The sequence below is a fragment of the Arenibacter lacus genome (assembly GCF_008711145.1).
Lineage (GTDB): Bacteria > Bacteroidota > Bacteroidia > Flavobacteriales > Flavobacteriaceae > Arenibacter > Arenibacter amylolyticus.
Genome location: NZ_VVIN01000005.1, coordinates 59379 through 86344, shown reverse-complemented (window position 1 = coordinate 86344; position 26966 = coordinate 59379). Strand labels below are relative to the sequence as shown.

Annotated in this window: 18 protein-coding genes; 16 read left to right on the top strand and 2 right to left on the bottom strand. The window is 41.6% G+C overall.

The window, feature by feature from the left end:
• Positions 1–103 precede the first annotated feature (103 nt).
• From F1E73_RS03605 to F1E73_RS03590, 4 genes are all read left to right on the top strand, one after another.
• Positions 104–1054 carry a DUF4382 domain-containing protein gene (locus F1E73_RS03605; RefSeq protein WP_086475749.1) on the top strand — a complete coding sequence of 317 codons (951 nt, stop codon included), beginning with the start codon at positions 104–106 and terminating at the stop codon, positions 1052–1054.
• A 248-nt stretch (positions 1055–1302) separates the two neighbouring features.
• Positions 1303–4704, top strand: coding sequence for an isoleucine--tRNA ligase (gene ileS, locus F1E73_RS03600; RefSeq protein WP_086475750.1), 3402 nt, complete (start codon positions 1303–1305; stop codon positions 4702–4704).
• 4 nt (positions 4705–4708) lie between these two features.
• Positions 4709–5092 carry a TraR/DksA family transcriptional regulator gene (locus tag F1E73_RS03595; RefSeq protein ID WP_086475751.1) on the top strand — a complete coding sequence of 128 codons (384 nt, stop codon included), beginning with the start codon at positions 4709–4711 and terminating at the stop codon, positions 5090–5092.
• Positions 5093–5258: 166 nt separating this feature from the next.
• A complete protein-coding gene (locus tag F1E73_RS03590) occupies positions 5259–5909 on the top strand; it encodes a lipoprotein signal peptidase (RefSeq protein ID WP_086475752.1) in 651 nt (216 codons plus the stop codon).
• On the opposite strand, the gene F1E73_RS03585 is transcribed toward F1E73_RS03590, so the two are convergent.
• Complete coding sequence (locus F1E73_RS03585) at positions 5881–6441, bottom strand: 5-formyltetrahydrofolate cyclo-ligase (protein WP_086475753.1); 561 nt, start codon at positions 6439–6441, stop codon at positions 5881–5883. The two genes, F1E73_RS03590 and F1E73_RS03585, sit on opposite strands and share 29 nt — an antisense overlap.
• Positions 6442–7023: 582 nt before the next feature.
• On the opposite strand from F1E73_RS03585, the gene uvrC reads away from it, so the two are divergent.
• From uvrC to F1E73_RS03535, 10 genes are all read left to right on the top strand, one after another.
• Positions 7024–8811: an excinuclease ABC subunit UvrC gene (uvrC, locus tag F1E73_RS03580; RefSeq protein WP_086475754.1), complete on the top strand. Its 1788-nt coding sequence runs from the start codon at positions 7024–7026 to the stop codon at positions 8809–8811.
• 17 nt (positions 8812–8828) lie between these two features.
• Entirely contained in the window at positions 8829–11087 is a 2259-nt protein-coding gene (locus F1E73_RS03575; protein ID WP_150451110.1) for a patatin-like phospholipase family protein, read from the top strand.
• A gap of 249 nt (positions 11088–11336) precedes the next feature.
• Entirely contained in the window at positions 11337–12476 is a 1140-nt protein-coding gene (hppD, locus tag F1E73_RS03570) for a 4-hydroxyphenylpyruvate dioxygenase (RefSeq protein ID WP_086475756.1), read from the top strand.
• 314 nt (positions 12477–12790) lie between these two features.
• The gene (locus F1E73_RS03565) at positions 12791–13621 is read left to right on the top strand and encodes a DUF3108 domain-containing protein (protein ID WP_086475757.1); all 831 of its coding nucleotides are present in this window, start codon (positions 12791–12793) and stop codon (positions 13619–13621) included.
• 1 nt (position 13622) lies between these two features.
• A complete protein-coding gene (locus F1E73_RS03560) occupies positions 13623–14597 on the top strand; it encodes a tryptophan 2,3-dioxygenase family protein (RefSeq protein WP_086475758.1) in 975 nt (324 codons plus the stop codon).
• Positions 14590–15858, top strand: coding sequence for a M23 family metallopeptidase (locus F1E73_RS03555; RefSeq protein ID WP_150451109.1), 1269 nt, complete (start codon positions 14590–14592; stop codon positions 15856–15858). Before F1E73_RS03560 ends, F1E73_RS03555 begins: the two co-directional genes overlap by 8 nt.
• Position 15859: 1 nt before the next feature.
• Positions 15860–17497 (top strand): glucose-6-phosphate isomerase, encoded by a 1638-nt coding sequence (gene pgi / locus F1E73_RS03550; protein WP_150451108.1) that lies wholly within the window; start codon positions 15860–15862, stop codon positions 17495–17497.
• A gap of 171 nt (positions 17498–17668) precedes the next feature.
• Positions 17669–20284, top strand: coding sequence for a TonB-dependent receptor (locus F1E73_RS03545; protein WP_086475761.1), 2616 nt, complete (start codon positions 17669–17671; stop codon positions 20282–20284).
• A gap of 94 nt (positions 20285–20378) precedes the next feature.
• Complete coding sequence (locus F1E73_RS03540) at positions 20379–20819, top strand: hypothetical protein (protein WP_086475762.1); 441 nt, start codon at positions 20379–20381, stop codon at positions 20817–20819.
• Between the two features lie 102 nt (positions 20820–20921).
• The gene (locus tag F1E73_RS03535) at positions 20922–21515 is read left to right on the top strand and encodes a 3-keto-disaccharide hydrolase (RefSeq protein ID WP_086475763.1); all 594 of its coding nucleotides are present in this window, start codon (positions 20922–20924) and stop codon (positions 21513–21515) included.
• Positions 21516–21519: 4 nt separating this feature from the next.
• Here the strand turns inward: F1E73_RS03535 and F1E73_RS03530 are convergent, their stop codons facing one another.
• On the bottom strand, positions 21520–22563 hold the full coding sequence (locus F1E73_RS03530) for an endonuclease/exonuclease/phosphatase family protein (protein ID WP_150451107.1): 1044 nt from the start codon (positions 22561–22563) through the stop codon (positions 21520–21522).
• 121 nt (positions 22564–22684) lie between these two features.
• On the opposite strand from F1E73_RS03530, the gene F1E73_RS03525 reads away from it, so the two are divergent.
• Both F1E73_RS03525 and F1E73_RS03520 read left to right on the top strand, forming a co-directional pair.
• Positions 22685–25426: a TonB-dependent receptor gene (locus tag F1E73_RS03525; protein WP_150451106.1), complete on the top strand. Its 2742-nt coding sequence runs from the start codon at positions 22685–22687 to the stop codon at positions 25424–25426.
• Between the two features lie 47 nt (positions 25427–25473).
• The gene (locus tag F1E73_RS03520; RefSeq protein WP_150451105.1) at positions 25474–26874 is read left to right on the top strand and encodes a DUF5689 domain-containing protein; all 1401 of its coding nucleotides are present in this window, start codon (positions 25474–25476) and stop codon (positions 26872–26874) included.
• The last annotated feature ends 92 nt before the right edge of the window (positions 26875–26966 follow it).

Sequence of the window (26966 nt, the reverse complement as noted above, 5' to 3'; positions counted from 1 at the left end):
AAGGGTAGTGTTTGCTTGTGTACTTTTAACATTTTTGGGGTAGGGATAAGTTAGATTGAGTTGTTTTATTAGTAACTATTCAAATTAAATTATTATGAAGTCTATGAAAAATTATTTAAAGAATGCAGGATTGATGTTATTTGCTGTAATGGCAATGGTATCATGTGAAAAAAGTGATGATTCTTCCATGGAAGGTGAGTCGTATAATACTAGTTTTGAAATTACTGATGCCCCCGTTGATAATGCCGATGTAAAGGCTGTTTTTGTTACCATAGCCAATGTGTCTGTAGACGGAAAAGCACTGGAAGGCTTTAGCGCTACTACGGTAAACCTAGCCGCTTTAGTAAATGGTAAAACCAAGGCTTTGGGTAATTTGGATCTGCAGGCAAAATCGTATTCAAACATTGTTTTTGAATTGGATTTTGATAAGGATGTCCAAGGTAACTCCCCTGGTTGCTACGTAGAAAGAGCAGACGGAACAAAAGACGCCATAGCAGCCTCTTCCAACAAGATTAAAGTGACCGATACTTTTGAGATCCTTGCACAGGCTAACAATAAAATTGTGGTGGATTTTGATCTTAGGAAAATTATCAAGGAAGAGAAAAGCACCTTGTCTAGCGACTACGATTTTGTAACGATGGCCGAGCTTTCTGCTGGTATTAGAACGGTAAACGCCGCGGTGACCGGAAAAATTTCCGGAATGGTAAACGATTCTAAAAACACTTCGGATAAGATTATTGTGTATGCTTATGAGAAAGGTAAATTCAATGCCGATGTGGAGACTAAAGGGAAAGGTGAGAGTAATGTAACCTTTGCCAACGCAGTAACCAGTTCTGAGGCCAAAGGCCTAAATGGATCCTATAGCTTGGAATTTTTGAAAGAAGGAGAGTACGAGCTTGTTTTTGCCTCTTATAAGGAGGATGCACAAGGTGAATTGTCTTTTAATTCCATGTTGGAAGTAGAGTCTACCACCGGACTTAACCTAGGTGCAATCAATATAACCTCTGCTTTAAATATTACTGCTTCCGTTAGCGTTACGGGGACTGTACAGTAAGAAATCACAAAGGTTTAATAATTTTAAAAGGGGCTGTCCGTTTGGACGGTCCCTTTTTTTTATTCGCATCAGATTGAAGGCGATAAGAATTGGATTTTTAATAAAACGACCAGAAAGGAGGTTCATTTAGTTTGATGAAAAACCAAGTGGAATGATAAAAGATTTTTTTACCGGGGCTAAGATGGGTAAAAATTTGTATAGATTTAGTAGTTTTGCAAACTTAAAATGAAGCATTAGAAGCTGTTATTATGAAGTTTGCAGAATATAAGGGATTGGATTTGCCCAAAGTGGCAGAAGAGATATTGAACTACTGGAAAGAGAACGCCATTTTTGAAAAAAGTGTTTCCTCTCGGGAAGGTAAAGAGAGCTTTGTCTTTTACGAAGGTCCCCCGTCTGCCAACGGTTTGCCAGGGATACACCATGTAATGGCCCGTACCATAAAAGATATCTTCCCAAGATATAAGACCATGAAAGGCTTCCAGGTAAAGCGAAAAGCTGGTTGGGATACCCACGGTTTGCCTATAGAATTAGGTGTTGAAAAGGAATTAGGGATTACCAAGGAGGATATTGGGACCAAGATTTCGGTGGCAGAATATAACGCAGCTTGTAAGAAGGCCGTAATGCGCTATACGGATGTATGGAATTCCATGACCGAAAAAGTAGGGTATTGGGTAGATATGGAGGATCCTTATGTTACCTATAAATCCAAATACATGGAGTCTGTTTGGTGGTTGCTTAAGCAGATTTACGATAAAGGGCTTATTTACAAAGGATATACCATTCAGCCCTATTCCCCAAAAGCAGGGACCGGCTTAAGTTCGCACGAGCTCAATCAGCCTGGAACCTACCAAGATGTTACTGATACTACAGTGGTGGCCCAGTTTAAGGTGAAAAAAGACTCCTTGAACGGTGTTTTTAAAGGTTTGGAGAACGAGATATTTTTTTTGGCGTGGACTACCACTCCATGGACCTTACCTTCTAATACGGCGCTTACCGTAGGTCCCAAGATAGATTATGTGGCGGTTAAAACTTTTAACCAATACACTTTTGAGCCTATGACCGTGGTTTTGGCCAAATCCTTGATAGGAAAACAGTTTACCGGTAAGTACTACCTTGCGGAAAGTGAGGCAGACCTGGCCAACTATACTTCCAAGGACAAGAAAATTCCGTATCAGATCGTTGATGAGGTGAAAGGAGCCGATTTAGTAGGGATTCGATATGAGCAGCTATTAGACTACGCGCAGCCCTATCAGCATCCGGAAAATGCCTTTAGGGTAATTTCGGGCGATTTTGTTACTACGGAAGACGGTACCGGAATTGTGCATACCGCACCTACCTTTGGTGCAGATGATGCCCTTGTAGCCAAGCAGGCAGAACCAGAGGTGCCACCTATGTTGGTGTTAGATGAGAATAACAATCCTGTGCCCCTGGTAGATCTACAAGGAAAATTCCGCCCAGAACTTCAAGAGCTGGCCGGAAAATATGTGAAGAACGAATATTATGAGGATGGTGAGGCGCCCGAAAGGTCTGTAGACGTGGAGATCGCCATCAAACTAAAAGAAGATAACAGGGCATTTAAGGTAGAGAAATATGTGCATAGCTACCCCAACTGCTGGCGTACCGATAAGCCTATTCTGTATTACCCATTAGATTCTTGGTTCATAAAAATTACCGAGGTAAAAGATAAAATGTTCAGCCTTAACCAGACTATTAATTGGAAGCCTAAGGCTACCGGAGAAGGCAGGTTTGGAAATTGGTTGGCAAATGCAAATGATTGGAACCTTTCTCGTTCGAGGTATTGGGGGATTCCCCTGCCTATTTGGCGTACCGAGGATGGCTCGGAGCAACGCATCGTTGGTTCTGTGGCAGAGCTTAAGGAAGAAATGCAGAAAGCGGTGAAAGCCGGATTCCTAGAGGAAGATATCTTTAAGGACTTTGTAGTTGGGGATATGTCCGAGGAGAACTACGAAAAAATAGATCTACATAAAAACATTGTGGATGGGATTACCCTAGTTTCCGATTCTGGAAAACCCATGAAACGCGAAAGTGACCTTATAGATGTGTGGTTCGATAGTGGATCCATGCCCTATGCACAATGGCATTACCCCTTCGAAAATAAGGAATTGATAGATCAAGGGACTACATTTCCTGCCGATTTTATTGCTGAGGGAGTAGACCAGACCAGAGGGTGGTTCTATACCCTGCACGCCATTGCTGCAATGGTGTTCGACTCCGTGGCCTACAAAAACGTGGTTTCTAACGGGCTGGTGCTAGATAAAGAGGGAAAGAAAATGTCTAAGCGTCTTGGGAATGCAGTAGACCCATTTGAGACGATGGACGAGTTTGGACCCGATGCCACTCGTTGGTATATGATCTCCAATGCCAATCCGTGGGATAACTTAAAATTTGATGTGGAAGGGATTGCGGAAGTGAAAAGAAAGTTCTTTGGAACACTCTACAATACCTACTCCTTCTTTGCTTTATACACCAATATTGACCAATTTGATTATTCGGAAGACGATGTGCCGTTGGAAGAGCGACCAGAGATAGATCAGTGGATTTTGTCCGAATTGCATTCGCTGATCAAGACCGTAGACGAGGCGTATGGCGATTATGAGCCTACAAGGGCAACAAGGGCCATTTCCAATTATGTGCAGGAACACCTCAGTAACTGGTATGTTCGCCTAAGTAGAAGACGTTTCTGGAAAGGGGATTATCAGCGCGATAAAATATCCGCTTATCAAACCCTGTATACCTGTTTGGAAACAGTGGCAAAATTGTCTGCACCTGTAGCGCCATTTTATATGGACCGACTCTATAAGGATTTGACCAATACCACCAAAAAGGAACCTTTTGAAAGCGTTCATTTGGCTGATTTTCCAAAGTACGATCCAGCAATGGTGAATAAAGAGTTGGAGAGCAAGATGGATAAAGCCCAAGTAATCTCCTCTTTGGTATTGTCTATTAGGCAAAGAGAGAAAATTAAGGTGCGTCAACCCCTGCAAAAAATTATGATTCCTGTGCTGGACGAAAATCAGAGAAGGGAAGTGGAAGCAGTGGCAGAGTTGATAAAATCTGAGGTTAATGTTAAGGAAATAGAGCTGTTGGACGATGCTTCCGGAATTTTGGTGAAGCAAATAAAACCCAATTTTAAAACTTTGGGGCCAAGGTATGGCAAGGATATGAAGCAAATAGCTGCGGAGGTTGCCAAGCTAGATCAAGAAGATATCTTGAAAATTGAACAAGAAGGCGAAATTAATCTGCAGATTAATAATAAAAGTGTTACTTTACAGCTTGAGGATGTAGAAATATCCTCTCAAGATATTGAAGGTTGGTTAGTGGCAAGTTCAGGCTCCATCACAGTAGCTTTGGACGTATCCATTAATGAGAACCTTAAAAAGGAAGGTATCGCTAGAGAACTGGTGAATAGGATTCAGAACCTTAGAAAGGATTCTGGATTTGAGGTAACGGATAAAATAAATGTTACCCTGTTAAAAAATGGTTTTGTTGAGGAGGCTGTGGATAGTAATATGGCCTATATTAAGTCCGAGACCTTAACAGCAGAGCTAAATTTTGTAGAAAGCTTGGAGAACGGTGTAGAGATAGCTTTCGATGAAATAAATACGAGATTATTCATTGTAAAACATTAGTATTATGGCCGAAGATTTAAAAGTAAGATACTCAGATAAGGATTTAAGCGAATTTAAAGCCTTGATAGAGGAGAAGATCGAAAAAGCAAAAAGTCACCTAGAGCTTCTTAAAAGTTCATATATGAATGATGGGAATAATGGTACGGATGATACCTCGCCCACCTTCAAAGCTTTTGAGGAAGGTTCGGAGACCATGAGTAAAGAAGCAAATACCCAATTGGCAATCCGTCAGGAGAAGTTTATTAGGGATTTGAAGAACGCCTTACTGCGTATAGAAAACAAAACCTATGGCGTATGTCGTGTTACAGGGAAATTAATTAATAAGGAGCGACTAAAGCTTGTGCCGCATGCCACCCTGAGCATCGAGGCAAAAAACATGCAAACCTAACAAATGAAAAAAAACGCCTGAAAAGGCGTTTTTTTTTTAATGCGATTTTTTTGTGTCCATGTTTTTTGTTAGCACAAACAATTGCTTTCTAATTCCATAACCGGTAAGTACCTCCAGGGGAAAATCGAAAAATATGTCTATTTTTGCCGCATCTATTTTTTAAGTAATGAATTTAAAAAAATCGCTTATCATTATTCTCCTGATCCTCTTGGTAGACCAGGTGAGTAAATTCTATATTAAAACCAGCTTTATGTTGGGAGAATCGGTAGAAGTTTTTAGCTGGTTCAAAATTTTGTTCATAGAGAATGAAGGGGCCGCTTGGGGCACCAAGCTAAGCGATATCCTGCCCATTTCCGATAGGGCAGGGAAACTAGTACTCACAATTTTCAGGCTTTTTGCAATTGTAGGGATTGGCTATTGGTTGTTAGATACCATTAAGAAACACGCCTCCAAAACCCTAATCATAGCAGTATCCTTAATATTTGCCGGAGCGTTGGGGAATATCATAGATTCCGTATTTTACGGAGTAATCTTTGATCATAGTTATTCTCAGGTGGCTACTGCCTTTGCAGCAGAGCCCTATGGGAGTATTTTTCACGGGAAGGTGGTAGATATGCTATACTTTCCAATGATAGACACGGTGTGGCCATCCTGGGTCCCTGTAATTGGAGGGAATACCTTCCGCTTCTTTGAGCCGGTGTTTAACATTGCGGATATGGCTATTAGTACTGGAGTCGGAATTCTGATCGTCTTCAATAAAAAAGCCTTCGGACCCTCTCCGGAAGAGGCTAAAACGAATAAATCCGCTCAGGAGTAACGCAATAGTCCATAGGGACATCGTGGGGTTCGCTGTCAGATATCTCATCCTCAGCCGGGAAAAATGAAAGGCCTACCTTTATAAGGTCTGGCCTGCAGTCTTTAAGCAAGCTGTCATAAAATCCCTTGCCATATCCTACCCTATTGCCTTTAAGGTCAAATGCCAGTAAGGGCATAAATACCACATCTAGCTTATTAGGGGGAATCTCTATTCCATCTACGGGTTCTGGAATGTTCCAATGATTTTTCTTGATAATACTGCTGTCGGTAAGTAGGTAGTTAACCAATTGTTGATTGTCGGCCATTTTTGGAAGCACCACATTTTTATCCTTGCCTTGCAAAATGGATAAGAGCATGCTGGTGTCTACCTCTTTTTGTTCGGTAATGCTTAAAAATAAGTGGTAAAAGGAATAATCCCAGATAGGGACTTTTAAAAGTTGATTGGCAATAGCTAAACTGAAATCATCAACTTGCTGATTGCTAAGATCTTTTCGGCGATTTTTGTAGCGCAACCGCAAATCCTTCTTCAGCATACGTAAAAGTTATGAGTAGGGGGCGTGATTCCTTTTTGGGGAATAGTGGATTAAATTTATTGGGAAAGCTATTCTTTGGTGGATACCTTTAATTTGTAATAGACCTTAAAAATGCCCATTATAATTAAGTATGTTCCGAGCGTAATGATGTAATTGTCCATTGCTTTGTCGCCTTATTTTTTTTAAATATAGCAAAAAAAGAGGTAGATTATCCGTAAAAAGCACTATTTAATCGATGAAATGCACTGTTTTTAACGTTTCATTATGGTTTGGAGGGGTTTTTCAGGCCAAAAACCTTGTTTTCTGGTCCGAGTAGCCAAAAGCTATACCCCTAAAACTGGAGGCTATTTATTGTATTAGTAGCTGGTTTCTAGAGTGCTATGTCTAAGTGGTTAGCTATAGGAAAATGACCTTCCCGTGGTGGGAGGAAAAAAATAAAAGCCTTTTGGGATGGTCTAAGGATTAAGCTTTCTAGCTCAGGGTATTTTGTAGTGTCCATTAAAAACTGGGATTTCCTATGAGCTCTAATAAAATCGCAGTAATTTTCGTTACTAATTAATAAAGGAGAAACCTTAAATAATAATGCCTTATATACCTCTTGAAGTTCAATTGAGATCGCTGCCCGAAAATCCGGGAGTTTATCAATTTTATGATGCCGAAGAAAAGATACTCTATGTGGGGAAAGCCAAAAACCTTAAAAAAAGGGTGGGTTCCTATTTTAATAAAAAGCACGAGTACGGAAAGACTCGGGTCCTTGTAAAAAAAATTAAACAGATAAGGCATATTGTGGTTCCAACAGAATCGGACGCGCTGCTGTTAGAGAACAACCTAATAAAAAAATATAGGCCTCGGTACAACGTGCTGTTGAAAGACGATAAGACCTATCCGTGGATCTGTATAAAAAACGAACGGTTTCCCAGAATTTTTCCCACCAGAAGATTTATCAAAGATGGGTCTGAGTATTATGGGCCCTATACCAGTATGAAGACCGTACACACCTTGTTAGACCTTATAAAAAGTGTGTATCCGTTGCGTACCTGCAATTATGACCTTTCCCCAGATAAAATTGCGGGAGATAGGTATAAGGTCTGTCTAGAATATCATTTGGGAAATTGTAAGGGGCCTTGTGAGGGATTGCAATCCGAAGAAAACTACAACCGTCAAATAGCGGATATCCGAGAGATTATAAAAGGCAACTTTAAATCGTCCTTACACTACTTTAGAAACCAGATGAAAACCTTGGCCGAGGAAATGAAATTTGAGGAGGCCCAGAAGATCAAGGAAAAGATAGAAGTGCTAGAAAACTACCAGGTGAAATCAACCATCGTAAACCCCAACATCAATAATGTGGATGTGTTTACCATTGTCTCGGATGATGCCTATGCCTATATTAACTTTCTTCAACTTTCGCATGGATCCATTATCCGGTCTCATACCATGGAAATAAAGAAAAAGTTGGATGAAACGGATGAGGAGTTACTGCAATTGGCGGTGGTAGAGATTAGGCAGCGATTTAACTCCCAGTCTAAGGAAATTTACCTACCATACCGCATAGAGCTAGAAAAGCATCTGAAAATTGTGGTGCCCAAATTGGGGGATAAAAAGAAGATTATGGAACTCTCGGAGCGGAATGCCAAATTTTTCCGTCAGGAGCGATTTAAACAGATAAAAATAATTGACCCAGATAGGCATACCAATCGCCTAATGGCGCAGATGAAGACCGATCTCCGATTGTCTAAAGAACCCCGGCATATAGAGTGTTTTGATAACTCCAATATTCAGGGGACCCACCCGGTTGCGGCCTGTGTAGTGTTCAGGGATGGTAAGCCCTCCAAAAAAGAATACAGGCACTACAATATTAAAACCGTGACGGGGCCAGATGATTTTGCCTCCATGGAAGAGGTGGTCTTTAGGCGATATAAGCGGTTAATGGAAGAGGAAGAGTCCCTACCAGAGCTTATCATTATAGACGGGGGAAAGGGGCAGTTGTCCGCAGCACTTAAAAGCTTGGATGCCTTGGGACTTAGGGGTAAGATAGCTATTGTGGGCATCGCCAAAAGATTGGAGGAAATATTTTTCCCGGAAGATCCCATCCCGCTGTATTTGGATAAAAAATCTGAATCCCTTAAAACAATACAGCAACTACGGAATGAAGCACACCGGTTTGGGATTACCTTCCATAGAAACAAAAGAAGCAAGGCGGCTATTAATTCGGAGCTAGAGTCTATAAAGGGGATTGGGGGTAAGACCGTGGAAACCTTGCTTAAAAAATTTAAATCGGTAAAAAGGGTCAAGGAAGCCAGCTTAGAGCAGCTGGCAGAAACCGTGGGAAGCGCCAAAGCAAAAATAATTTATGAAACCTTTCATTAATCCCCTATTTTAGTACTATGCCTAAATTTTTATTCCCCTTGCTGTTTCTTGGTTTTTCCGCGCTGCTGTGCGGGCAGGACACTACTGGGAATAAAGATTTAAAAGTAGGGCTGGTGCTTAGTGGCGGCGGAGCCAAAGGCCTTGCCCATATTGGGGCGTTAAAAGTAATTGAGGAGGCCGGGGTCACTATAGATTATATCGGTGGTACCAGTATGGGGGCTATTGTAGGGGCCCTCTATGCATCGGGATATACCGCTTCCCAGCTAGATTCTATCTTTAAAAGCACTGATTTCACCGCACTTATACAGGATAATGTGCCAAGAGGGGCCAAGACCTTCTATGAAAAGGAAGACTCGGAAAGGTATGCCATTACCCTTCCCTTCAATAAATTTAAAATAACCATTCCACAAGGTATCTCTGGGGGGCAGAGTATTTACAATGAATTTGTGAGGTTGCTCTACCATGTAAAAGATGTGAGTAACTTTAATAAGCTTCAAATTCCATTTGTCTGCATCGCAACCGATGTGGAAACGGGGGATGAGGTGCGTTTAGAGGGGGGGTATTTACCTCAGGCTATCTTGGCCAGCGGTACCTTTCCTTCGCTTTTTAGACCGGTAGAAATTGATGACAAAGTGTTGATAGATGGTGGGGTGGTTAATAATTACCCCCTAGAGGAGGTGAAAAAAATGGGTGCCGATGTGATCATTGGTGTAGATGTGCAGCACGGACTTTCCGATAGGGAGTCCTTGAAATCTGCAACAGGTATCCTTTTGCAGATCAATAATTATAGAACGGTGAAGGCTATGGAACGCAAAGCAGAACAGACCGATATCTATATTACACCCAATATTAAGGGGTACTCGGTCATCGATTTTGGTTTTGGTGGTGCTATAATAGATGAGGGGGAAAGGGCAGCCCGACTTAAAATTAAGGAGTTGGAAGGGTTGGCCAAGAAGCCTATAACCAAACAGAAGGGGGTAGTGCCAGCGAAACTTAAGGATACCATTCATGTGAATGAATTAATGATACAGGGGAACCATAATTATTCCAGGGCCTATATTATGGGGAAGTTGCGATTTAATGAGGATGATGAGATCACCTTTGCAAAGCTACAGCGCGGTATTAATAACCTATCTGCAACAGGGAATTTTAAGTCCATAAAGTATGAGCTGCTTAGCAATGGACCGGGAGTTGGATTGCTGCTAAATGTGAAGGAGAATCCGGATAAAATGTTTATTAGAGGCGGACTCCACTATAACGGTCTCTACAAAAGTGCCGGAATTGTAAATTTGACTAGGAAGAATTTTTTGATGGATGATGATGTGGCCTCCCTAGATCTTATAGTAGGGGATAATCTAAGGTATCGGCTAGAGTATTATGTAGATAAGGGATTTTACTGGAGTTTCGGAATCAATTCCGAGTTCGATCATTTTAATAAGGAAGTAGATTTTGCCTTGATAAAATCTAACTTCGAGGTAGATGCCAGTTCCAATATCCAAAAGATTAATCTAAGTGCCACCGATCTCACCAATCAGATATATCTACAAACAGTATTAAAGGAAGAGTTCTCCTTTATTTTAGGGATGGAGCACAAGCTGTTGAAATACAGTACAAAAACGCTTAACCTTGCAGAGCCTTCCGAGGCACCCAGCCTCCCCTCTAATGGAAGGACCTATTTTGAGAAAAGCGATTTTTACAGCGCGTACGGGAAGCTGACGTTTGACACCTACGACGATATTTTCTTTCCTACCAAAGGTCTTTTCTTTGACGGGGATTTTCATTTTTATGTGCTTTCGTCCGACTTCAATAACAATTTTAAAGAATTTTCTGTGGGCAGGGCTAGGATGGGAGGTGCCTTTAAATTATTGAATAAGGTGTATTTTCAAATGGAACACGAAGGAGGTTTTAAATGGGGGAAGTCGCCCGTAGCCTCTATGGACTTTGTGCTGGGTGGGTATGGCACCCAATTAACCAATAATGCCATACCTTTTATGGGGTACGACTTCTTAAGTCTTGTGGGGAATAGCTATGTAAAGGCAACCGTGAAGTTAGACTATGAGTTTTGGCCTAAAAACCATCTGCTCTTGAAAGCTAATTATGCCAATGTGGGGGACGACCTATTTAGGACCGCAGATTGGTTTGATATTCCGGAATATTCCGGTTACGGAATTGGATATGGCCTAGAGTCTATTCTTGGTCCCGTCCAAGTTTATTTTACATTCTCCCCCGAGAAGAAGGAGAATCATCTTTTTTTTAGTCTCGGGTATTGGTTTTAAGGCCTCTAAAAGGTTAAAATTATCAATTTGTCAGTTAAGACAGTTTTTATTGCGATATTTGCTAGGAACAGTATTAGTAAATAAGCATGCTGCAATTTAGGGTTGATATTAGTGCCCACCTCAGGGCAATGTGGTAAGTGGTTCCAGGATTTTCTATCTTTTAAGGAATCTATGGAGAGGGGATGTTCTCCCTTATTCCGAAGTACGTTTTTCAAAACATTTCAATCAACTTAAAAAAACAATATCATCATGGCTACAGACAATACCTCATTAAAACTGCCCAAGGAGAATCCGGAGGCGGAAGATTTTTTACCTATTCTAGGAACAGATCATATAGAATTATATGTGGGGAATGCTAAACAGGCCGCCTACTATTATATGGCTGCCTGGGGGTTTCAGCCTCTTGCTTATGCCGGTCTAGAAACGGGGGTTTCGGACAGGGTGTCCTATGTGCTGCAACAAGACAAAATAAGATTGGTACTTACTTCTCCCCTAGTATCCGGTGGGGATATCAATAGGCATTTAGATGCTCATGGAGATGGGGTAAAAGTAATTGCCCTATGGGTAGATGATGCTAGGAAAAGCCATATGGAAACGGTAAGTCGTGGAGCGGAGAGCTATATGGAGCCTAAAGTGAAAAAAGATGACAAAGGGGAAGTGGTGCTGTCCGGGATCCATACCTATGGGGAGACCGTGCATATCTTTGTAGAGCGTAAGAATTACAAGGGGGTTTTTATGCCGGGTTATAGGGCGTGGGACCCATATTATAAGGCGCCGGATGTGGGGCTAAAATATATAGATCACATTGTGGGTAATGTGGGGTGGAACGAAATGAACAAATGGTGTGAGTTTTATGCCAAGGTCATGGGATTTGCACAATTGGTGTCTTTTGATGACAAAGATATATCTACAGAGTACACAGCGCTGATGAGCAAGGTGATGAGTAATGGGAACGGGCGTATCAAATTCCCGATCAACGAACCTGCATCGGGGAGGAAAAAATCTCAAATAGAAGAATTTATACAGTTTTATAATGGTTCTGGGGTGCAGCATATGGCACTCGCTACGGATAATATTATAGAGACCGTGGGATCCCTTAGGTCTAGGGGCGTAGAGTTCTTGAGTATTCCGCCTAGTTATTATGAGGACGTTTTGGATAGAGTGGGCGAGATTGATGAGGAATTGGCCCCCTTAAAGGAGCTTGGAATTTTGATAGATAGGGATGATGAAGGCTATCTTTTACAAATATTTACAAAGCCAATTTTGGACAGGCCTACCATGTTCATAGAAATCATCCAAAGAAAGGGAGCAAAATCATTTGGAAAGGGAAATTTTAAGGCCCTTTTTGAGGCGATAGAAAGGGAGCAGGAGTCGCGTGGAACCCTCTAAATAGAACGGATGTCTTAACAAAATCTTAATTTTATATTTAGCGGTATTAAATAATGTTAAGGTGAGCGTTAAAGTACGTTAAAACCTATTCCAAAAGGGATGATTGTTTTAAATTTGTACTCGCAAGGGGTGGTTCCCTTGCAACTTTAAGTATTGGTTTTTCATAATTTAAAGTTTGGTTGGTTATTTAGGAAAGCCCGGTCTAACGACTGGGCTTTTTTTTTGTTACAATACTTTGGTGTAATTCTTGTTTAGATTAGTAGAAGAACGGTGAAAATCAAAGGTTTTTATTAATTTTACAACATCCAAAGAATATGAAAAAGATAAGCGTTGTCCTGATATTGATTTTAGGACTTTTCTTGAACTCCCAAAACCAACCGGCCCTAGGCGGGACTACTGACCTATACCTAGACTCAGATAAAGAAAGGGAATCTGCCTTTAAACCGGGGGAATGGCTTAAGTTCCGAATTCATTACGGTTTTTTAAATGCCAGCTACGCCACCTTACATGTAAGTTCTAAAGAATTTAATGGGGTTCCCGTGTACCACGTGGTCGGGAATGGAAAAACTACTGGATTTGCCAGTTTGTTTTTTAAGGTAGACGATACCTATGAAAGTTATTTTGATCAGGAAACCGGTAGGCCCTATAAATTTATCCGAAATATCAATGAAGGTGGATATACCAAGGATATTGAGGTGAATTTTGATTATGATTCGGAGACTGCGGTATTAAAAGATAAAAAGAACGATAAAAAGTTTAAATTTACTATTCAGGATGATATCCAGGATTTGGTTTCAGCCTTTTATTATCTTCGCAACAATTATAATTTTGAGGACTTGAAACTGAATGAAAGCATTAAACTTAATATGCTTTATGATGATGACGGAGTATTTAATTTTAAACTTAAATACTTGGGCAAAGAGGTCCTAAAAACTAAATACGGCAAAGTAGAGAGCTTAAAGTTTAGGCCGTACGTTCAATCCGGTAGGGTATTTAAGGAGCAGGAAAGCTTAACCCTATGGGTCTCCAACGATAAGAATAAGATTCCTGTACTTATCCAGGCAGATTTAAAAGTTGGGTCTATAAAGGCTAGTTTGGATGGGTATAATGGACTTAAGCATCAGTTTAAAATAATAATGGACTAAAATGAACAAAGAGCATATAGATTCCCAGATCTCCAAATTAGAAGAAAAATACAAGGATTCTGGGCAAGATCTTAGTTCTTATTTAGATGGGCTGCTCTATCAGCGGTACCTCACCTATTGGGATTATATTAATTTGGATACCTTGCTCAGTATACAAGTGCCAAGGACCCACTTCCCCGATGAGGAAATCTTCATCATGTACCACCAGATTACCGAGCTTTATTTTAAGCTTATCCTACACGAACAAAAACAACTGGTGGATGATAAATCTCAAAATGTAGACTTCTTTATAGAGAAGGCAAATCGGATTAATAGCTACTACCAAGTCTTAATATCGTCCTTTAGTGTGATGATAAAAGGGATGCAGCGGGAACAATTTATGCAATATAGAATGGCCTTGTTGCCGGCCAGTGGTTTCCAATCTGCGCAATATAGGATGATTGAGCTTTATGCGACCCCCATGGAGAATTTGGTAGATTACAAGGAAAGGGCAAATTACTCTTCCAGGAATTCCATAGAGGAGCTCTATGAGCATATCTATTGGAAAAAAGGGGCCACCGATAAAGCAACAGGGGAAAAGACGCTCACCCTTAAGCAGTTCGAATACCGATACACGCCTAGATTAATTAGAATAGCAAAGGGGCTGAAGGATAATACCATCTACGAAAAATACCAACAGCTTCCCAAAGCTGCCAAGGAGAATAAAACCTTGATTGATGCGTTAAAGGCTATGGATATGAATGCCAACGTAAACTGGCCGCTGATGCATATGGGGTCGGCCTATCGCTACCTAACCAAGGATGATGCCCAGATTGAAGCTACCGGGGGCACCAATTGGAAGCAATATTTGCCGCCTAGTTTTCAGAAAGTGGTCTTTTTTCCGGAGCTGTATACAAAACAAGAGTTAAATGATTGGGGGAAACAATGGGTAGACCATATCTTTAACCCCGAAAAAGTAAAAAGTGACAATGAGTAAGTATTGGGCCCTAGTTTTTAGTTTAGTATTAGTTGTTTCCTGTAAGGAGGATAACACTCAAAAAGATGACTTGGCAGAAGTTGTAACCATTCAGAAGCCTGTGGAGGTGGAAGAGTTTGGATTCAATCTGTCCGACTTTGAGGTGTTGAGGGATACCGTAAGGAAAGGGGATATCTTTGGGGAAATTATGCTTCGGAATAAGGTAGGCTATCCTAAAATAGCTGCTATTACCCAACAGTATAAAGATACCTTTGATGTCCGAAAATTTAATGTAGGGAAACCCTATGTAATTCTAAAATCCAAGGATACGGTGAACGCTGCCCAGGTATTTATTTACCAAAACGATCCTATTAACTATACCGTGGTGGATTTACGAGATACCGTAGTAGCCTATAGGAAAAAGCAAAAGGTGAAATATGTAGAAAGGGAAGCGTCTGGGGTAATAGAAACCTCCTTGTCCGAAGCTATTTTGGATCAAGGAATAGACTATAATATTACCAACAGACTTTCTGAAATATACGCTTGGAATATTGACTTTTTTAGGTTGCAAAAGGGCGATAAGTTTAAGGTTATCTACAAGGAGAAATATATTAACGATACCATATATGCTGGTGCAGGAAATATAGAGGCTGCTTATTTTGAGCATAATGGGGAGCCGTTTTACGCCTTTAATTTTGTGGCCGATTCCGTGAGGAATATCAGTGAGTATTTTGATCAGGATGCTAAGAATCTTAGGCGTGCATTTTTGCGCTCCCCTGTACAGTTTAGTAGGATATCCTCTAGGTATAACCTTAAAAGAAGAATTGCCTACTATGGCAACCGGATACGCCCGCATAAAGGAACGGATTATGCCGCTCCCCTAGGAACTCCCATTATGGCGACGGCAAGTGGTACGGTGACAGAATCTACCCAAAGAGGCGGAAACGGGAAATATGTAAAAATAAAGCATAACAGTACCTATAGTACCCAATACCTGCACATGAAGGCGCAAAATGTGAAAAGAGGGCAATTTGTAAAACAAGGAGATATCATTGGGTGGATTGGGATGACCGGAAATACCAGCGGACCCCATGTGTGTTACCGCTTCTGGAAAAATGGACGGCAGGTAGATCCCCTACGTGAAAAGTTGCCAGATGCAGACCCCATTGCCGATAGCATAAAAGTACAATACCTAGAACATATCGCTCCAATTAAAGAACGGTTGGACTGTATAGAATATATAGCGCTTCCGGAGGAAGACCTTTTAACACTAAACAATTAAGATGGCTCAACAGCACAGTAACCCTACCAAGACAGAAGCTTGGAAAAAATTATCTTCACATTTTAAGGAGAATGCAGCTAAAACCATAAACGAATACTTCGCTTCACATCCAGATCGTGCAGAAGATTTTTCTATTTCTTGGAACAATTTTACAGTAGACTATTCCAAAAATAGAATCTCTGCGGAAACCATGGAGTTGCTTTTGCAACTTGCTAAGGAAGTGGGATTGTCTGCTGCTATTGCCGATCAGTTTAACGGCAAGGAAATTAATGAAACCGAAGGTAGGGCCGTATTGCACACCGCATTAAGGGCTAAGGAAACCGATGTAATAAAAGTAGCTGGTGAAAATATTGTTCCTGAAGTTTTTGCGGTGAGGAATAAGATGCAGCAGTTTAGCGAGTCCATTATTTCCGGAGCCGCGAAAGGATACACGGGAAAAGCCTTTACCGATGTGGTGAATATAGGTATTGGAGGATCGGACCTTGGTCCGGAAATGGTTGTAAAAGCCCTAAAATATTATGGCAACCATCTTAAGACGCACTTTGTAAGTAATGTAGATGGGGATCACGTACACGAGATTCTAAGAGATTTGGATCCAGAAACAACCTTGTTCGTGGTAGTATCAAAGACTTTTACCACTCAAGAGACCTTAACCAATGCTACTACCATAAAAAAATGGTTTTTAAAACACGCCTCTCAAGCGGATGTGGCCAAACACTTTGCTGCAGTTTCTACCAACACGGAAAAAATTTCGGAGTTTGGGATAGCAGCAGAAAATGTATTCCCTATGTGGGATTGGGTAGGAGGCCGTTTCTCCCTGTGGAGCGCAGTAGGTCTTTCTATTTGCTTAGCAGTAGGCTATAAGAATTTTAGTGAATTGTTAGACGGTGCCCATGAGATGGATACCCATTTTAAAAATACCGAGCTGGAGAATAATATTCCAGTGGTATTGGCACTGATCAGTATATGGTACAATAATTTCTATGGCGCCGAAACAGAGGCTGTAATCCCTTATTCCCAATACCTCTCTCGTTTTTCTGCCTACCTCCAACAGGGGGTGATGGAAAGTAACGGGAAAAGCGTGGATAGAAATGGAAATCGAGTAGATTATCAAACAGGGACTATTATCTGGGGAGAACCTGGTACTAATTCCCAACATGCCTTTTTTCAGTTAATCCATCAAGGAACCAAAGTGATTCCTACCGACTTTATTGGGTTTAAGAAATCGCTCTACGGGGATACCGACCACCACAATAAATTAATGGCCAACTTTTTTGCGCAGACCGAGGCGCTGATGAATGGCAAATCGGCCGAAGTGGTGGAGCAAGAGCTTCAGAATAATAATACCCCAGAAGATGCGATTGGCCGGATCTTGCCATTTAAGGTGTTTGAGGGTAACAAGCCTACCAATACCCTTCTTATAGATAAATTGACTCCAAAATCCTTGGGCTCCCTTATTGCCCTCTATGAGCATAAGATCTATGTGCAAGGCGTAATTTGGAACATCTATAGTTATGATCAATGGGGCGTAGAGTTAGGGAAGCAATTGGCCACGGCTGTCTTAAATGATATTGAAGGTGAAAATATTGCCGATCATGATGCCTCTACGTTAAATCTTTTGCACTTATTTAAGAAATAGTGCGAAAGCTTGGCATTTCGTCGAATCGTCCATAACTTCTTGAAAGCTATATATCCTTCCTGAGTTTTTTTGTTAAATTTGCGCCAACTAATTTAACATTGAATTAATATACGGATGCAAAAAAATGAACATGTTTGCAGCGTTAATTAAAAACTCTTTAACTCTAGAAGGATGAGAAAAATTTACTTGGTTTTTGCCTTGCTTTTAAGCACGGCGATCGGATTTTCACAGGGAATCATTACCGGTTCTGTGATAGACGGTGATTTAGGTGGACCCTTACCGGGTGCAAATGTTATGGTACAAGGTACCTCTACGGGTGTTGCTGCGGATTTTGACGGAAACTTTAGTATTCAAGTTCCGAAAAATTCTGGTACTCTGATAATTTCGTACATCGGTTTTATCAATAAGAGAGTCAATTTTACCAAAACAGGTAATATTGGTGCTATAACTTTAATGCCCGATGCAGAGGAGTTAGAAGGCGTTGTTGTTGTAGGATCCGGTATTATCGATTTGGCTAGGGACAGACAAACCCCTATCGCTGTATCTACTATTAAGGCCGCAGATATTGCACTTAAAGGTGGGAATTTGGAATTTCCGGAATTGTTAAAATCTACACCTTCTGTGTATACCTCTAGGAGTGGTGGTGGATTTGGGGATTCAAGAATCCAAGTGCGCGGTTTTGACCAATCTAATACAGCTTTCTTATTAAACGGACAGCCTATCAACGGAATGGAAGACGGTAAGATGTACTGGTCTAACTGGCAAGGGGTAACAGATGTTGCTAATGCCGTACAAGTACAAAGAGGATTGGGTTCTTCTAAGTTGGCAATTTCCTCAGTTGGTGGTACTGTAAACATTGTTACCAAAACGGTAGATACCAAAGAAGGTGGATTTGCGCAGACCATGATCGGTAACGATAACTACCTAAAAACTTCTGCCTATTACTCTACTGGGTTGAGCGAAAAAGGCTGGGCTTTTTCTACCCTTTTAGGTCATTGGCAAGGAGATGGTTATAACGATTTTATGGGAGGAAACGGTCAAACCTACTTCTTCTCTGTAGGATATGTACCTAATGAGAATCACACCTTTAACTTTTTAATTACCGGTGCCCCTCAAATTCACTACCAGAGAAACAGATATACCATCGCTACCCTTCTAGAAAAAGGAAAAAGGTATAATGATCAGTGGGGATATTTAAATGGTGAGTTTAGAAATACTTCTGGAAATTATTACCACAAGCCAATAGCTAACCTTAGCTGGGACTGGAAAATGAGTGATAACTCCGAGTTGTCTACGGTGCTTTATGCATCCTACGGTAGAGGTGGATCTATTGGACTTAGAAACTACTCTTCCCAAGGTGAGGATAATTTCGATTTAACTGGTCAGTACAGATACAACCGCTCTCTTCCAAGAAACTCCAGTGGTTTAATTGTTGGGGAAAGAAGAGCTAATGGTCGTGAGGCAGATATTCTACGTTCTAGTGTTAACGAGCATAGATGGTTTGGAGTGGTAAGTAACTTTAACCATAAGATCAATGATCAGTTGAGTTTTAACGTTGGTTTTGACGGAAGGTCTTACCACGGTGAGCACTTTAGAAGAGTGGTAGACTTTTTTGGTCTAGATGGTTGGGATGATGATACCAACAATCAGCAATTGGGGTCAGACTATGTAGTTACAGAAGCTTATAGTCCAAATCCTTGGAAAGCTACTTTCCACAGTACGCCAAGGGATCAAAGAATTGCTTATGACAACCCGGAAGACATTCGTTACTTGGGTGGTTTTACCCAGTTAGAGTACGCTGGTGAAAAGCTATCGGCTTTTGTTCAAGGTGCGGTATCTACTCAGTCTAACCAAAGGTTCGACTATTTTAACTACGCCAAAGGGAACGAAGCTTCCGAAAAGGTTACCAATTCTGGTTATAACGTAAAAACTGGGGCCAACTATAACTTTAATGCGCAGCACAACCTATTTGTTAATGCCGGTCATTATTCACGTCAGCCTTACCAGGACAATATGTTCCTAAACTTTAGGAACGAGATCAATCCATTGTTGACTAATGAAAAGATTACTGGTTTTGAAGCTGGATACGGCTTTAGAAGTAGTGTTTTTGCAGCTAACGTAAACGCGTATCACACTACTTGGGATGATAGAGTAGTAAGTGGTAGCTTAAGCTCTGGAGACGGATTTTATCAGTACCAAGGGGTAAAGCAGGTGCATACTGGAGTGGAGGTAGATTTTACTTTAAGACCTACAGACAATCTTCAGTTTAGAGGGTATACCTCCATTGGAAACTGGGAGTATGATGGAAATGCTAGACAGACGGTATATGACGATAACCAAAATGTAGTAGCCGAAGGAGATCCATTATACCTTGAGGGAGTTAAAGTAGGCGATGCTGCACAGTTTACCTACGGTTTTGGAGGAAGGTACGAGTTTGTTAGAGGACTTAGTGTAGATGCGGATTATAATAAATTCGATAATCTTTATGCTGGATTCTTGCCAACAGATGATGAGTTTGCCACCCCTAACAACCGAGGATCAGTAAAACTTCCTTCATTTGGCTTGTTGGATGCTGGCTTAACCTATGATTGGCAGGTGAGTTCTGCTTACAACTTGGTGTTTAGAGTGAACGTAAACAACGTTACAGACGAGGAGTATATTTCTGAATCCCTGACCAACATTCACGTGGAGCCGGGAGACGATACGTATAAGGGAGTAAGTGTTAATAACAGAGCTTATTTTGGTTTTGGAAGAACATGGAACGCAAGTATTCGTTTGAAGTTCTAAGGAACCTTCTCCATAATAAATTTGAAAACCCTGCCATCGGCAGGGTTTTTTTATACTTAAAAAGTCAGTACATTTATAGCTTAAACTTATAACTATGTACGAAGCATTATTAAACACACATTCTTATTTGGCCTATGTGGCTTTGGCCGTACTCTTTTTGGCGGTCGCCAATGCAATTTTGGGATGGACGGGTAACAAAGACTTTACCCTGACCAAAGATTTTAGGATTAGCCTTTTTGCCATGATCTTGGCTCACTTACAACTCTTGGTAGGACTGATACTATTCTTTGTGTCCCCCAAGGGATTGAATGCCATTCAAACATTGGGAATGGGAGGAATGAATTCCGCTGCCCGTTTAGTGGCGGTAGAGCATCCTTTTATTAATATTATTGCGCTCGTACTAATTACCATTGGTTGGTCTAGGCATAAGAAAATATTGGAAGCCAAACGAAAGTTTAAGACCATCACCATTTTCTACGGCTTGGGTCTGCTACTTATATTAAGTAGAATTCCATGGGCACAATGGCTTAATTAGTCGCATATAAATTTATGGAGCCTACCTACACCAGTAGTTAAGCGGGCAGGCTCCTTTTTTTAGATAAATAAATCACCATTATCCAACCCTAACCTTTATACTATGAAAAAACTACTATCCCTACTATTTTCTTTGTTGGCGATCCCCATGATGGCCCAGGAAATCTCCCTTTTTAACGGAAAAGACCTTAGCGGGTGGACAGTCTACGGTACCGAGAAATGGTATGTGGAAGACGGCTTGTTGGTCTGTGAAAGTGGGCCCGATAAAGCCTATGGGTACTTGGCTACCAATGAACATTATAAAGATTTTGAGCTTAGCCTAGAGTTTAAGCAGGAGGCAGATGGTAATAGTGGCGTGTTTATACGCTCTACCATAGAGGGTACCAAGGTAAGTGGCTGGCAAGTAGAGGTAGCTCCTTCCGGACACCATACAGGAGGTGTGTACGAGTCTTATGGAAGAGGATGGTTGGTTAAGCCAGATCCAGAAAAAGAAGAAGTACTGAAGGAGGGGGAATGGAATACCATGAAGATCCGTCTTTCTGGTGGCACCCTAACCTCTTGGTTAAACGGTACCGAAATGGTACGGATTAACGATGAGAAGATAGCCCAGGGAGAAGGTTCCATTGCCCTACAGATACACGATGGTGGCGGTATAAAGGTTAAGTGGAGAAACATTAAGCTTTCCCTGCCTCAGTAACCTATTAGGGAATCGGTCGTATTAGAAAGAGGTATACCGGAAAATGATCGCTGTAGCCGCCTACGTAATTGCCATTGGCGTACGTTCGTAATGGGTACCCCTTGTATTGGCCTTTAGGATCAATTAGGTAGGGCGGATTAAAGATGCCTGCCTTCCAAAAACGGTATCCTGACTTTGGTTCCATATACAGGTTGGCAGTGAAATACAGTTGGTCAAATAAATTCCATCGATCTCTATAAGCCAAGGTGCCTAAACCCTTTTTATAGAGATTTTCCATGGGATTGTAGAGCTCGGAAGGTTCCAAGATTTCCTCCTTTGTCTTAATTTTCAATATTTTTTTAAAGCTGTAGTCCGTAGGGTCGTCATTAAAATCGCCCATACTGATTATTTTTGCATCGGGTGATTGGCGGATTATGGAATCTATGATCCGTTTATTCAACCGGGCAGCAGCAATACGGTTGGGCCTGCTCCTAGCCTCCCCACCGCTTCTAGAGGGCCAATGGTTTACAATGAAATGCAGGGGCTCCCCGTCTAATAGTCCGCCTACCACCAACTGGTCCCTAGTGTAGTCCCGGAATATTTCCTCTTTGGTAAGTAATAATCGGTGGCTGCGAAACGAGGTGGGCAAGAATGCCGATTGCCTGTATAAAAGTGCTACGTCTATGCCTCGCTCGTCTGGGGAATCAAAATGGATAATATCATAATCTAAGTCCCTTAGGGTGGGATGTTGTATTAAATCTTCCAGAACCCCCCTGTTTTCAATTTCACATAGCCCAATAATATCGGGTGCGTTGTGGGTAACTTCTCTCCCAATCTGGTATAATACCTGAGTAATGTTATCAAGTTTTTTCCGATACCGTTCCTGGGTCCATTGATTTTTTCCTGTGGGGGTAAAATCCCCGTCAAAGGTGAGGGAGTCCCTATGCGTATCAAAGAGATTCTCTACGTTATAAAAAGCCACGGTCCGGATCTGATAGCTCTTCGGCGCCTGGGAATACATCCCAATCACTAAAGAGAAGAAAACAAGTATAAAGGTGGTGTATTTCATTTTATGGTGGGTATTCTCTGTAATTTAACTAAAAAATCATGCAATTCGTATTTTATTTAGCGATTTATCTGTCAAGTTGTAATATATTATATCACAATTTAACAAAGTCTAAGACTACTGCATGGTTAGGCCCCTCGTTTTATCGCTTTTTTTACTTACTGGACTTCAGGCTTGGACTCAAGGTAGATTGGAGGTGGGTGGGACAGTATTAGATCATTATAACCAAAGCATGGTGCCAGGGGTGCAGTTAGAGCTTTCGGGAGTATTGTTGGAAGGGCCAGATGAAACAAGCGGTGATTTTTCCTTTAAAGTAGATGCTGGGGTTTCTTATATCTTAACCATCCATGCCCAAGACTATATCTCCAAGCGAATTCCTTTTCAGGCAACAGACCATGCCATAGATTTGGGAATCATTTATTTGGAAAGGGATATCACTTTTGAAAAGTCAGACAACCTAATTACCCTTACGGATTCCGATCTTTTGGAAGATGAAATGAGTGCCCTGACGTCTGGGATGTTACAAGCCAGTAGGGATGTTTTTCTCAATCGTGCTGCTTTCGATTTTGGTCAGGCATTTTTTAGGGTCCGAGGATACGGGTCCGAAAATGGTCAGGTGCTATTAAATGGAATTCCAATGAACAAAATGTTGAATGGTAGGCCACAATGGAATAATTGGGGTGGATTAAATGACGTAACCCGCAATCAGGAATATAGCCATGGCCTTCAGATTTCCGACCATTCCTTTGGAGGTATCCTTGGCACCACCTATATAAATACCAGGCCATCTGGATTTAGGAAGGGGGTAAGAATATCCAGTTCGGCCTCCAATCGCAGTTATGCAGGTAGGTTAATGGCAACCTATTCTTCGGGGAGGGGGGCCAAAGGGCTTAGTTATAGCGTGTCTGCTTCCAGACGGTGGGCAGAGGAGGGCTTTATTGAAGGGACCCTCTACGATGCGTATTCCTTGTTTGGGGCTGTGGAGGTTGCCATCGACCCAAAAAACAGCTTTTTGTTAACGGGCATCCTAACGCCCAACAGAAGGGGGAGGTCCTCTGCCATTACGGAAGAGGTATTTAATTTGCAAGGAGCAAGATATAATCCGTACTGGGGTAAACAAGACGGTGAGATTCGCAATGCTAGAGAACGCAAGTTGGTAGCGCCTATACTAATGTTCAATCATTTTTTTAGTTCCCCGTCCTTGGAGGTAAATACCGGGATTTCCTATCAATTTGGAACCGATGCCAGAAGTAGGTTAGGGTATTACAATGCCCCCAATCCAGATCCCACCTACTATCGGTATTTACCTAGTTATTATATCAACAGCCCCATTGGGGCCAATTTTGTAAGTGCTCGGATGGCAAAGGAAGGGTTTAAGGAAAATCCGCAGTTAAACTGGAGTAGACTTTATCAGGCGAATTCCACTGCTGCTATGGATGGGAAATCTTCTTATTTGCTCTATGATGATACCCTAGAAGAAAGCCAGTTAAGTGCTAGCACGGTATTTAATTATCGAATAAGTCCCTGGGTAAAATTAGATTTTGGTGGTACCTATAGAAGTTCGGAGTCGGATAATTACGCCCAAATTAAAGATTTGTTGGGAGGCGATTTCCATGAGGATCGGGATCGTTTTTCCAATACATTAAATGACGTAGAGGGGAATCCCCATAAAATAACAGGCGATAAGTTTAACTATTCGTATAAAATTAGATCGGAGGCGCTAGATCTATTCTCGCAATTCAGTATTACCAGAAATAAATGGGAAGGATTTTTGGCGGCCAAATATTCTAATATCGCCTACCAAAGGGAGGGATTGTTTAGGAATGAGCGATTTTATGAAAACTCCTTGGGAAAGGGGGTGAGGGAGGAATTTTCCAATTTTGGCGGCAAGGGAGGGGTTACCTATAAGTTTAACGGTAGGCATTGGATCTCCTTGGCAGGGGCTTATATCATGAAAGCGCCGGTTTATCAGAATGTATTTATTAATCCTAGGGAAAACAATGAGACCGTTCCCCAACAACAGCCAGAAAAGATAAATACGGTAGATATTAACTATTACCTGCGGTTGCCCAAGCTTACGGGCAGGCTAAGCGGATATTATACGCGGTTACAAAACACCACCGATATAAATTTTTTCTTTGTGGATGCTGGGGTGGGGAGCGATTTTGTTCAGGAAGTAGTCAGCGATTTGGATAAATTGCATATGGGGACGGAATTGGGTTTGGAATATCAAATTTCATCCTCCGTAAAACTGTCGGCCGTTGCCGCCGTAGGGAAGCACCTCTATGCAAGCGACCCCAGGGTCACCATTAATTTTGATACCTCAGGGGCGGAGGAAGAACTTATAAACACGCTTGGGAAAAGCTCCTTGGGCATTTCTAAAATAAAGGGGCATAAACTTTCTCAGGGACCCCAAGTAGCCTATGCGCTGGGCGTAGAATATAGAGATCCAAAATATTGGTGGATTGGTACTACAGCTAATTATTTGGGTAATAACTATGCAGGACTCTCCACAATAGCCAGAACAGCTAGCTTTTATATAAATCCACAGACGGGAAGTCCGTTTCCCAATGCAACCGAAGAAAATGTAAAACAGTTGCTGCGGCAAGACAAACTGGACGATAGCTATTTATTAAATATGGTAGGGGGAAAATCTTGGTTGAAGGCTGGCAAGTATATCAGCGTATTTGTAAGTATCAATAATATTTTTGATGTAAGCTACCGTAGCGGGGGGTATGAACAAAGTAGAAATGCCAATTTTGGTCAATACCAACAAGATACCCTAAGTGGGAGTCCTTCGTTTGCACCAAAGTACTGGTATGGGTATGGGCGAACCTACTTTATTAACCTAGCCCTTAGTTTCTAAGGGGAGGCCTTTAAATAAGTGATGGGGATGTATTAAACCAAATTACAATGACCAAAATAATGTGCATAACGACTTCTCTTAAATGTAAGCTGCTCTCTAGGGCATGGGGAGTTCTGGTGTTTGGACTATGGGCGTTTTTTGGATGTGTAAAGGATCCCGATTTTAAGATGCCAGAAACCAATTGTACCAATAACTTAACCGCCAACGCCAGCTACGCAGATGTCAAAGGGCTTTATGTGGATAAGACCCTACAGATACAAGAAGAGTTGATTATTGAGGGCTATGTAAACTCATCGGACCAAAGTGGAAATTTTTTCGGGGTCCTCTACTTTCAGGATAGGCCAGCGAATGCCACAGAGGGATTTCAGATAGAGTTGGACGTGCGCGATACGCATTTGTTCTTTCCAGTTGGAAGTAAAATCCTGATTGCCTTAAAAGGACTCTATCTTGGGAAAAGCAAAGGGGTGTATAAACTGGGAGGACAATTTACTTCCTTTGGTAATATTTCGGTGGGAAGATTGCCCGCTGCTGTCATGGACCGTCATCTCTATAGAGATTGTGCCGATGTAGTAACAATAGAACCTAAAACCTTGGAGATAGGGGAGGTAGATGAACGTTTTGCCCATACCCTAGTACGCTTTAAGGACCTAGAAGTACGAGAGGACCAATTGGGGCTGCCTTTTGCCAATCCCAAGGAGGCTACCAGTAGAACCCTGGTTAATTGCCTGGATGAGGAGCTAATTATGTTAAATAGTGGTTATGCCGACTTCCAAGCGGAACAACTTCCCGCTTTAAATGGGGAGATTACGGGGGTGTTGTTACGGGAGCGGAACACCTATCAATTGGCCATACGGGATTTGGGGGATGTGGATTTCACAGAGGAGCGCTGTGCTGAGTTTGTGGACGAATTTACGTCTAACAAGGTGTTTATATCAGAACTGGCCGATCCCAATAACAATGCCGAGGCTAGGTTTGTAGAGTTGTATAATGCAGATAGCATGCCCTTAAGTTTAAAGGGGTGGCGTTTGCTCCGCTATACCAATGCCAATGTAGAAGTGAGCTCTGCCATTGATCTCTCTGAATTTACTATTGGGGCAGAAAGTACTTTTGTGATATCGCCCAATGCCAATTCTTTTACGAGCGTGTACGGGTTTCCCCCAGACTTAGGCGTGGGGAAAAACAGTCCGGCCGACTCCAATGGGGATGATAATTTTCAATTGGTAGACCCCTTTGGGACAGTCATTGATAGTTTTGGAGTGGTGGGGGTAGATGGTACCGGTACCAATCATGAGTTTGAGGATGGTAGAGCAGTACGGAACCCAAATGTAGAAGAAGCAAATCCCGTTTATACTTTTAGTGAATGGACCATTTATAATGACACTGGGGGTAGTGACACTATCAATCAGCCCCAGAATGCCCCGGAAGATTTTAGCCCTGGGGTGCGATAATAAATAAGGGGTAATTAATGGGCCTCTTAGGGATTATGGGAGTTAGACTGGGAAAAAGCCATTTTATTTTGTAAATTTAGGAGTGTTAGCAA

Coding starts and splice junctions, on each gene's coding strand:
- F1E73_RS03605 (WP_086475749.1), top strand. CDS start 104: ATGAAAAATTATTTAAAGAATGCAGGATTGATGTTATTTGCTGTAATG.
- ileS (WP_086475750.1), top strand. CDS start 1,303: ATGAAGTTTGCAGAATATAAGGGATTGGATTTGCCCAAAGTGGCAGAA.
- F1E73_RS03595 (WP_086475751.1), top strand. CDS start 4,709: ATGGCCGAAGATTTAAAAGTAAGATACTCAGATAAGGATTTAAGCGAA.
- F1E73_RS03590 (WP_086475752.1), top strand. CDS start 5,259: ATGAATTTAAAAAAATCGCTTATCATTATTCTCCTGATCCTCTTGGTA.
- F1E73_RS03585 (WP_086475753.1), bottom strand. CDS start 6,441: ATGCTGAAGAAGGATTTGCGGTTGCGCTACAAAAATCGCCGAAAAGAT.
- uvrC (WP_086475754.1), top strand. CDS start 7,024: ATGCCTTATATACCTCTTGAAGTTCAATTGAGATCGCTGCCCGAAAAT.
- F1E73_RS03575 (WP_150451110.1), top strand. CDS start 8,829: ATGCCTAAATTTTTATTCCCCTTGCTGTTTCTTGGTTTTTCCGCGCTG.
- hppD (WP_086475756.1), top strand. CDS start 11,337: ATGGCTACAGACAATACCTCATTAAAACTGCCCAAGGAGAATCCGGAG.
- F1E73_RS03565 (WP_086475757.1), top strand. CDS start 12,791: ATGAAAAAGATAAGCGTTGTCCTGATATTGATTTTAGGACTTTTCTTG.
- F1E73_RS03560 (WP_086475758.1), top strand. CDS start 13,623: ATGAACAAAGAGCATATAGATTCCCAGATCTCCAAATTAGAAGAAAAA.
- F1E73_RS03555 (WP_150451109.1), top strand. CDS start 14,590: ATGAGTAAGTATTGGGCCCTAGTTTTTAGTTTAGTATTAGTTGTTTCC.
- pgi (WP_150451108.1), top strand. CDS start 15,860: ATGGCTCAACAGCACAGTAACCCTACCAAGACAGAAGCTTGGAAAAAA.
- F1E73_RS03545 (WP_086475761.1), top strand. CDS start 17,669: ATGAGAAAAATTTACTTGGTTTTTGCCTTGCTTTTAAGCACGGCGATC.
- F1E73_RS03540 (WP_086475762.1), top strand. CDS start 20,379: ATGTACGAAGCATTATTAAACACACATTCTTATTTGGCCTATGTGGCT.
- F1E73_RS03535 (WP_086475763.1), top strand. CDS start 20,922: ATGAAAAAACTACTATCCCTACTATTTTCTTTGTTGGCGATCCCCATG.
- F1E73_RS03530 (WP_150451107.1), bottom strand. CDS start 22,563: ATGAAATACACCACCTTTATACTTGTTTTCTTCTCTTTAGTGATTGGG.
- F1E73_RS03525 (WP_150451106.1), top strand. CDS start 22,685: ATGGTTAGGCCCCTCGTTTTATCGCTTTTTTTACTTACTGGACTTCAG.
- F1E73_RS03520 (WP_150451105.1), top strand. CDS start 25,474: ATGACCAAAATAATGTGCATAACGACTTCTCTTAAATGTAAGCTGCTC.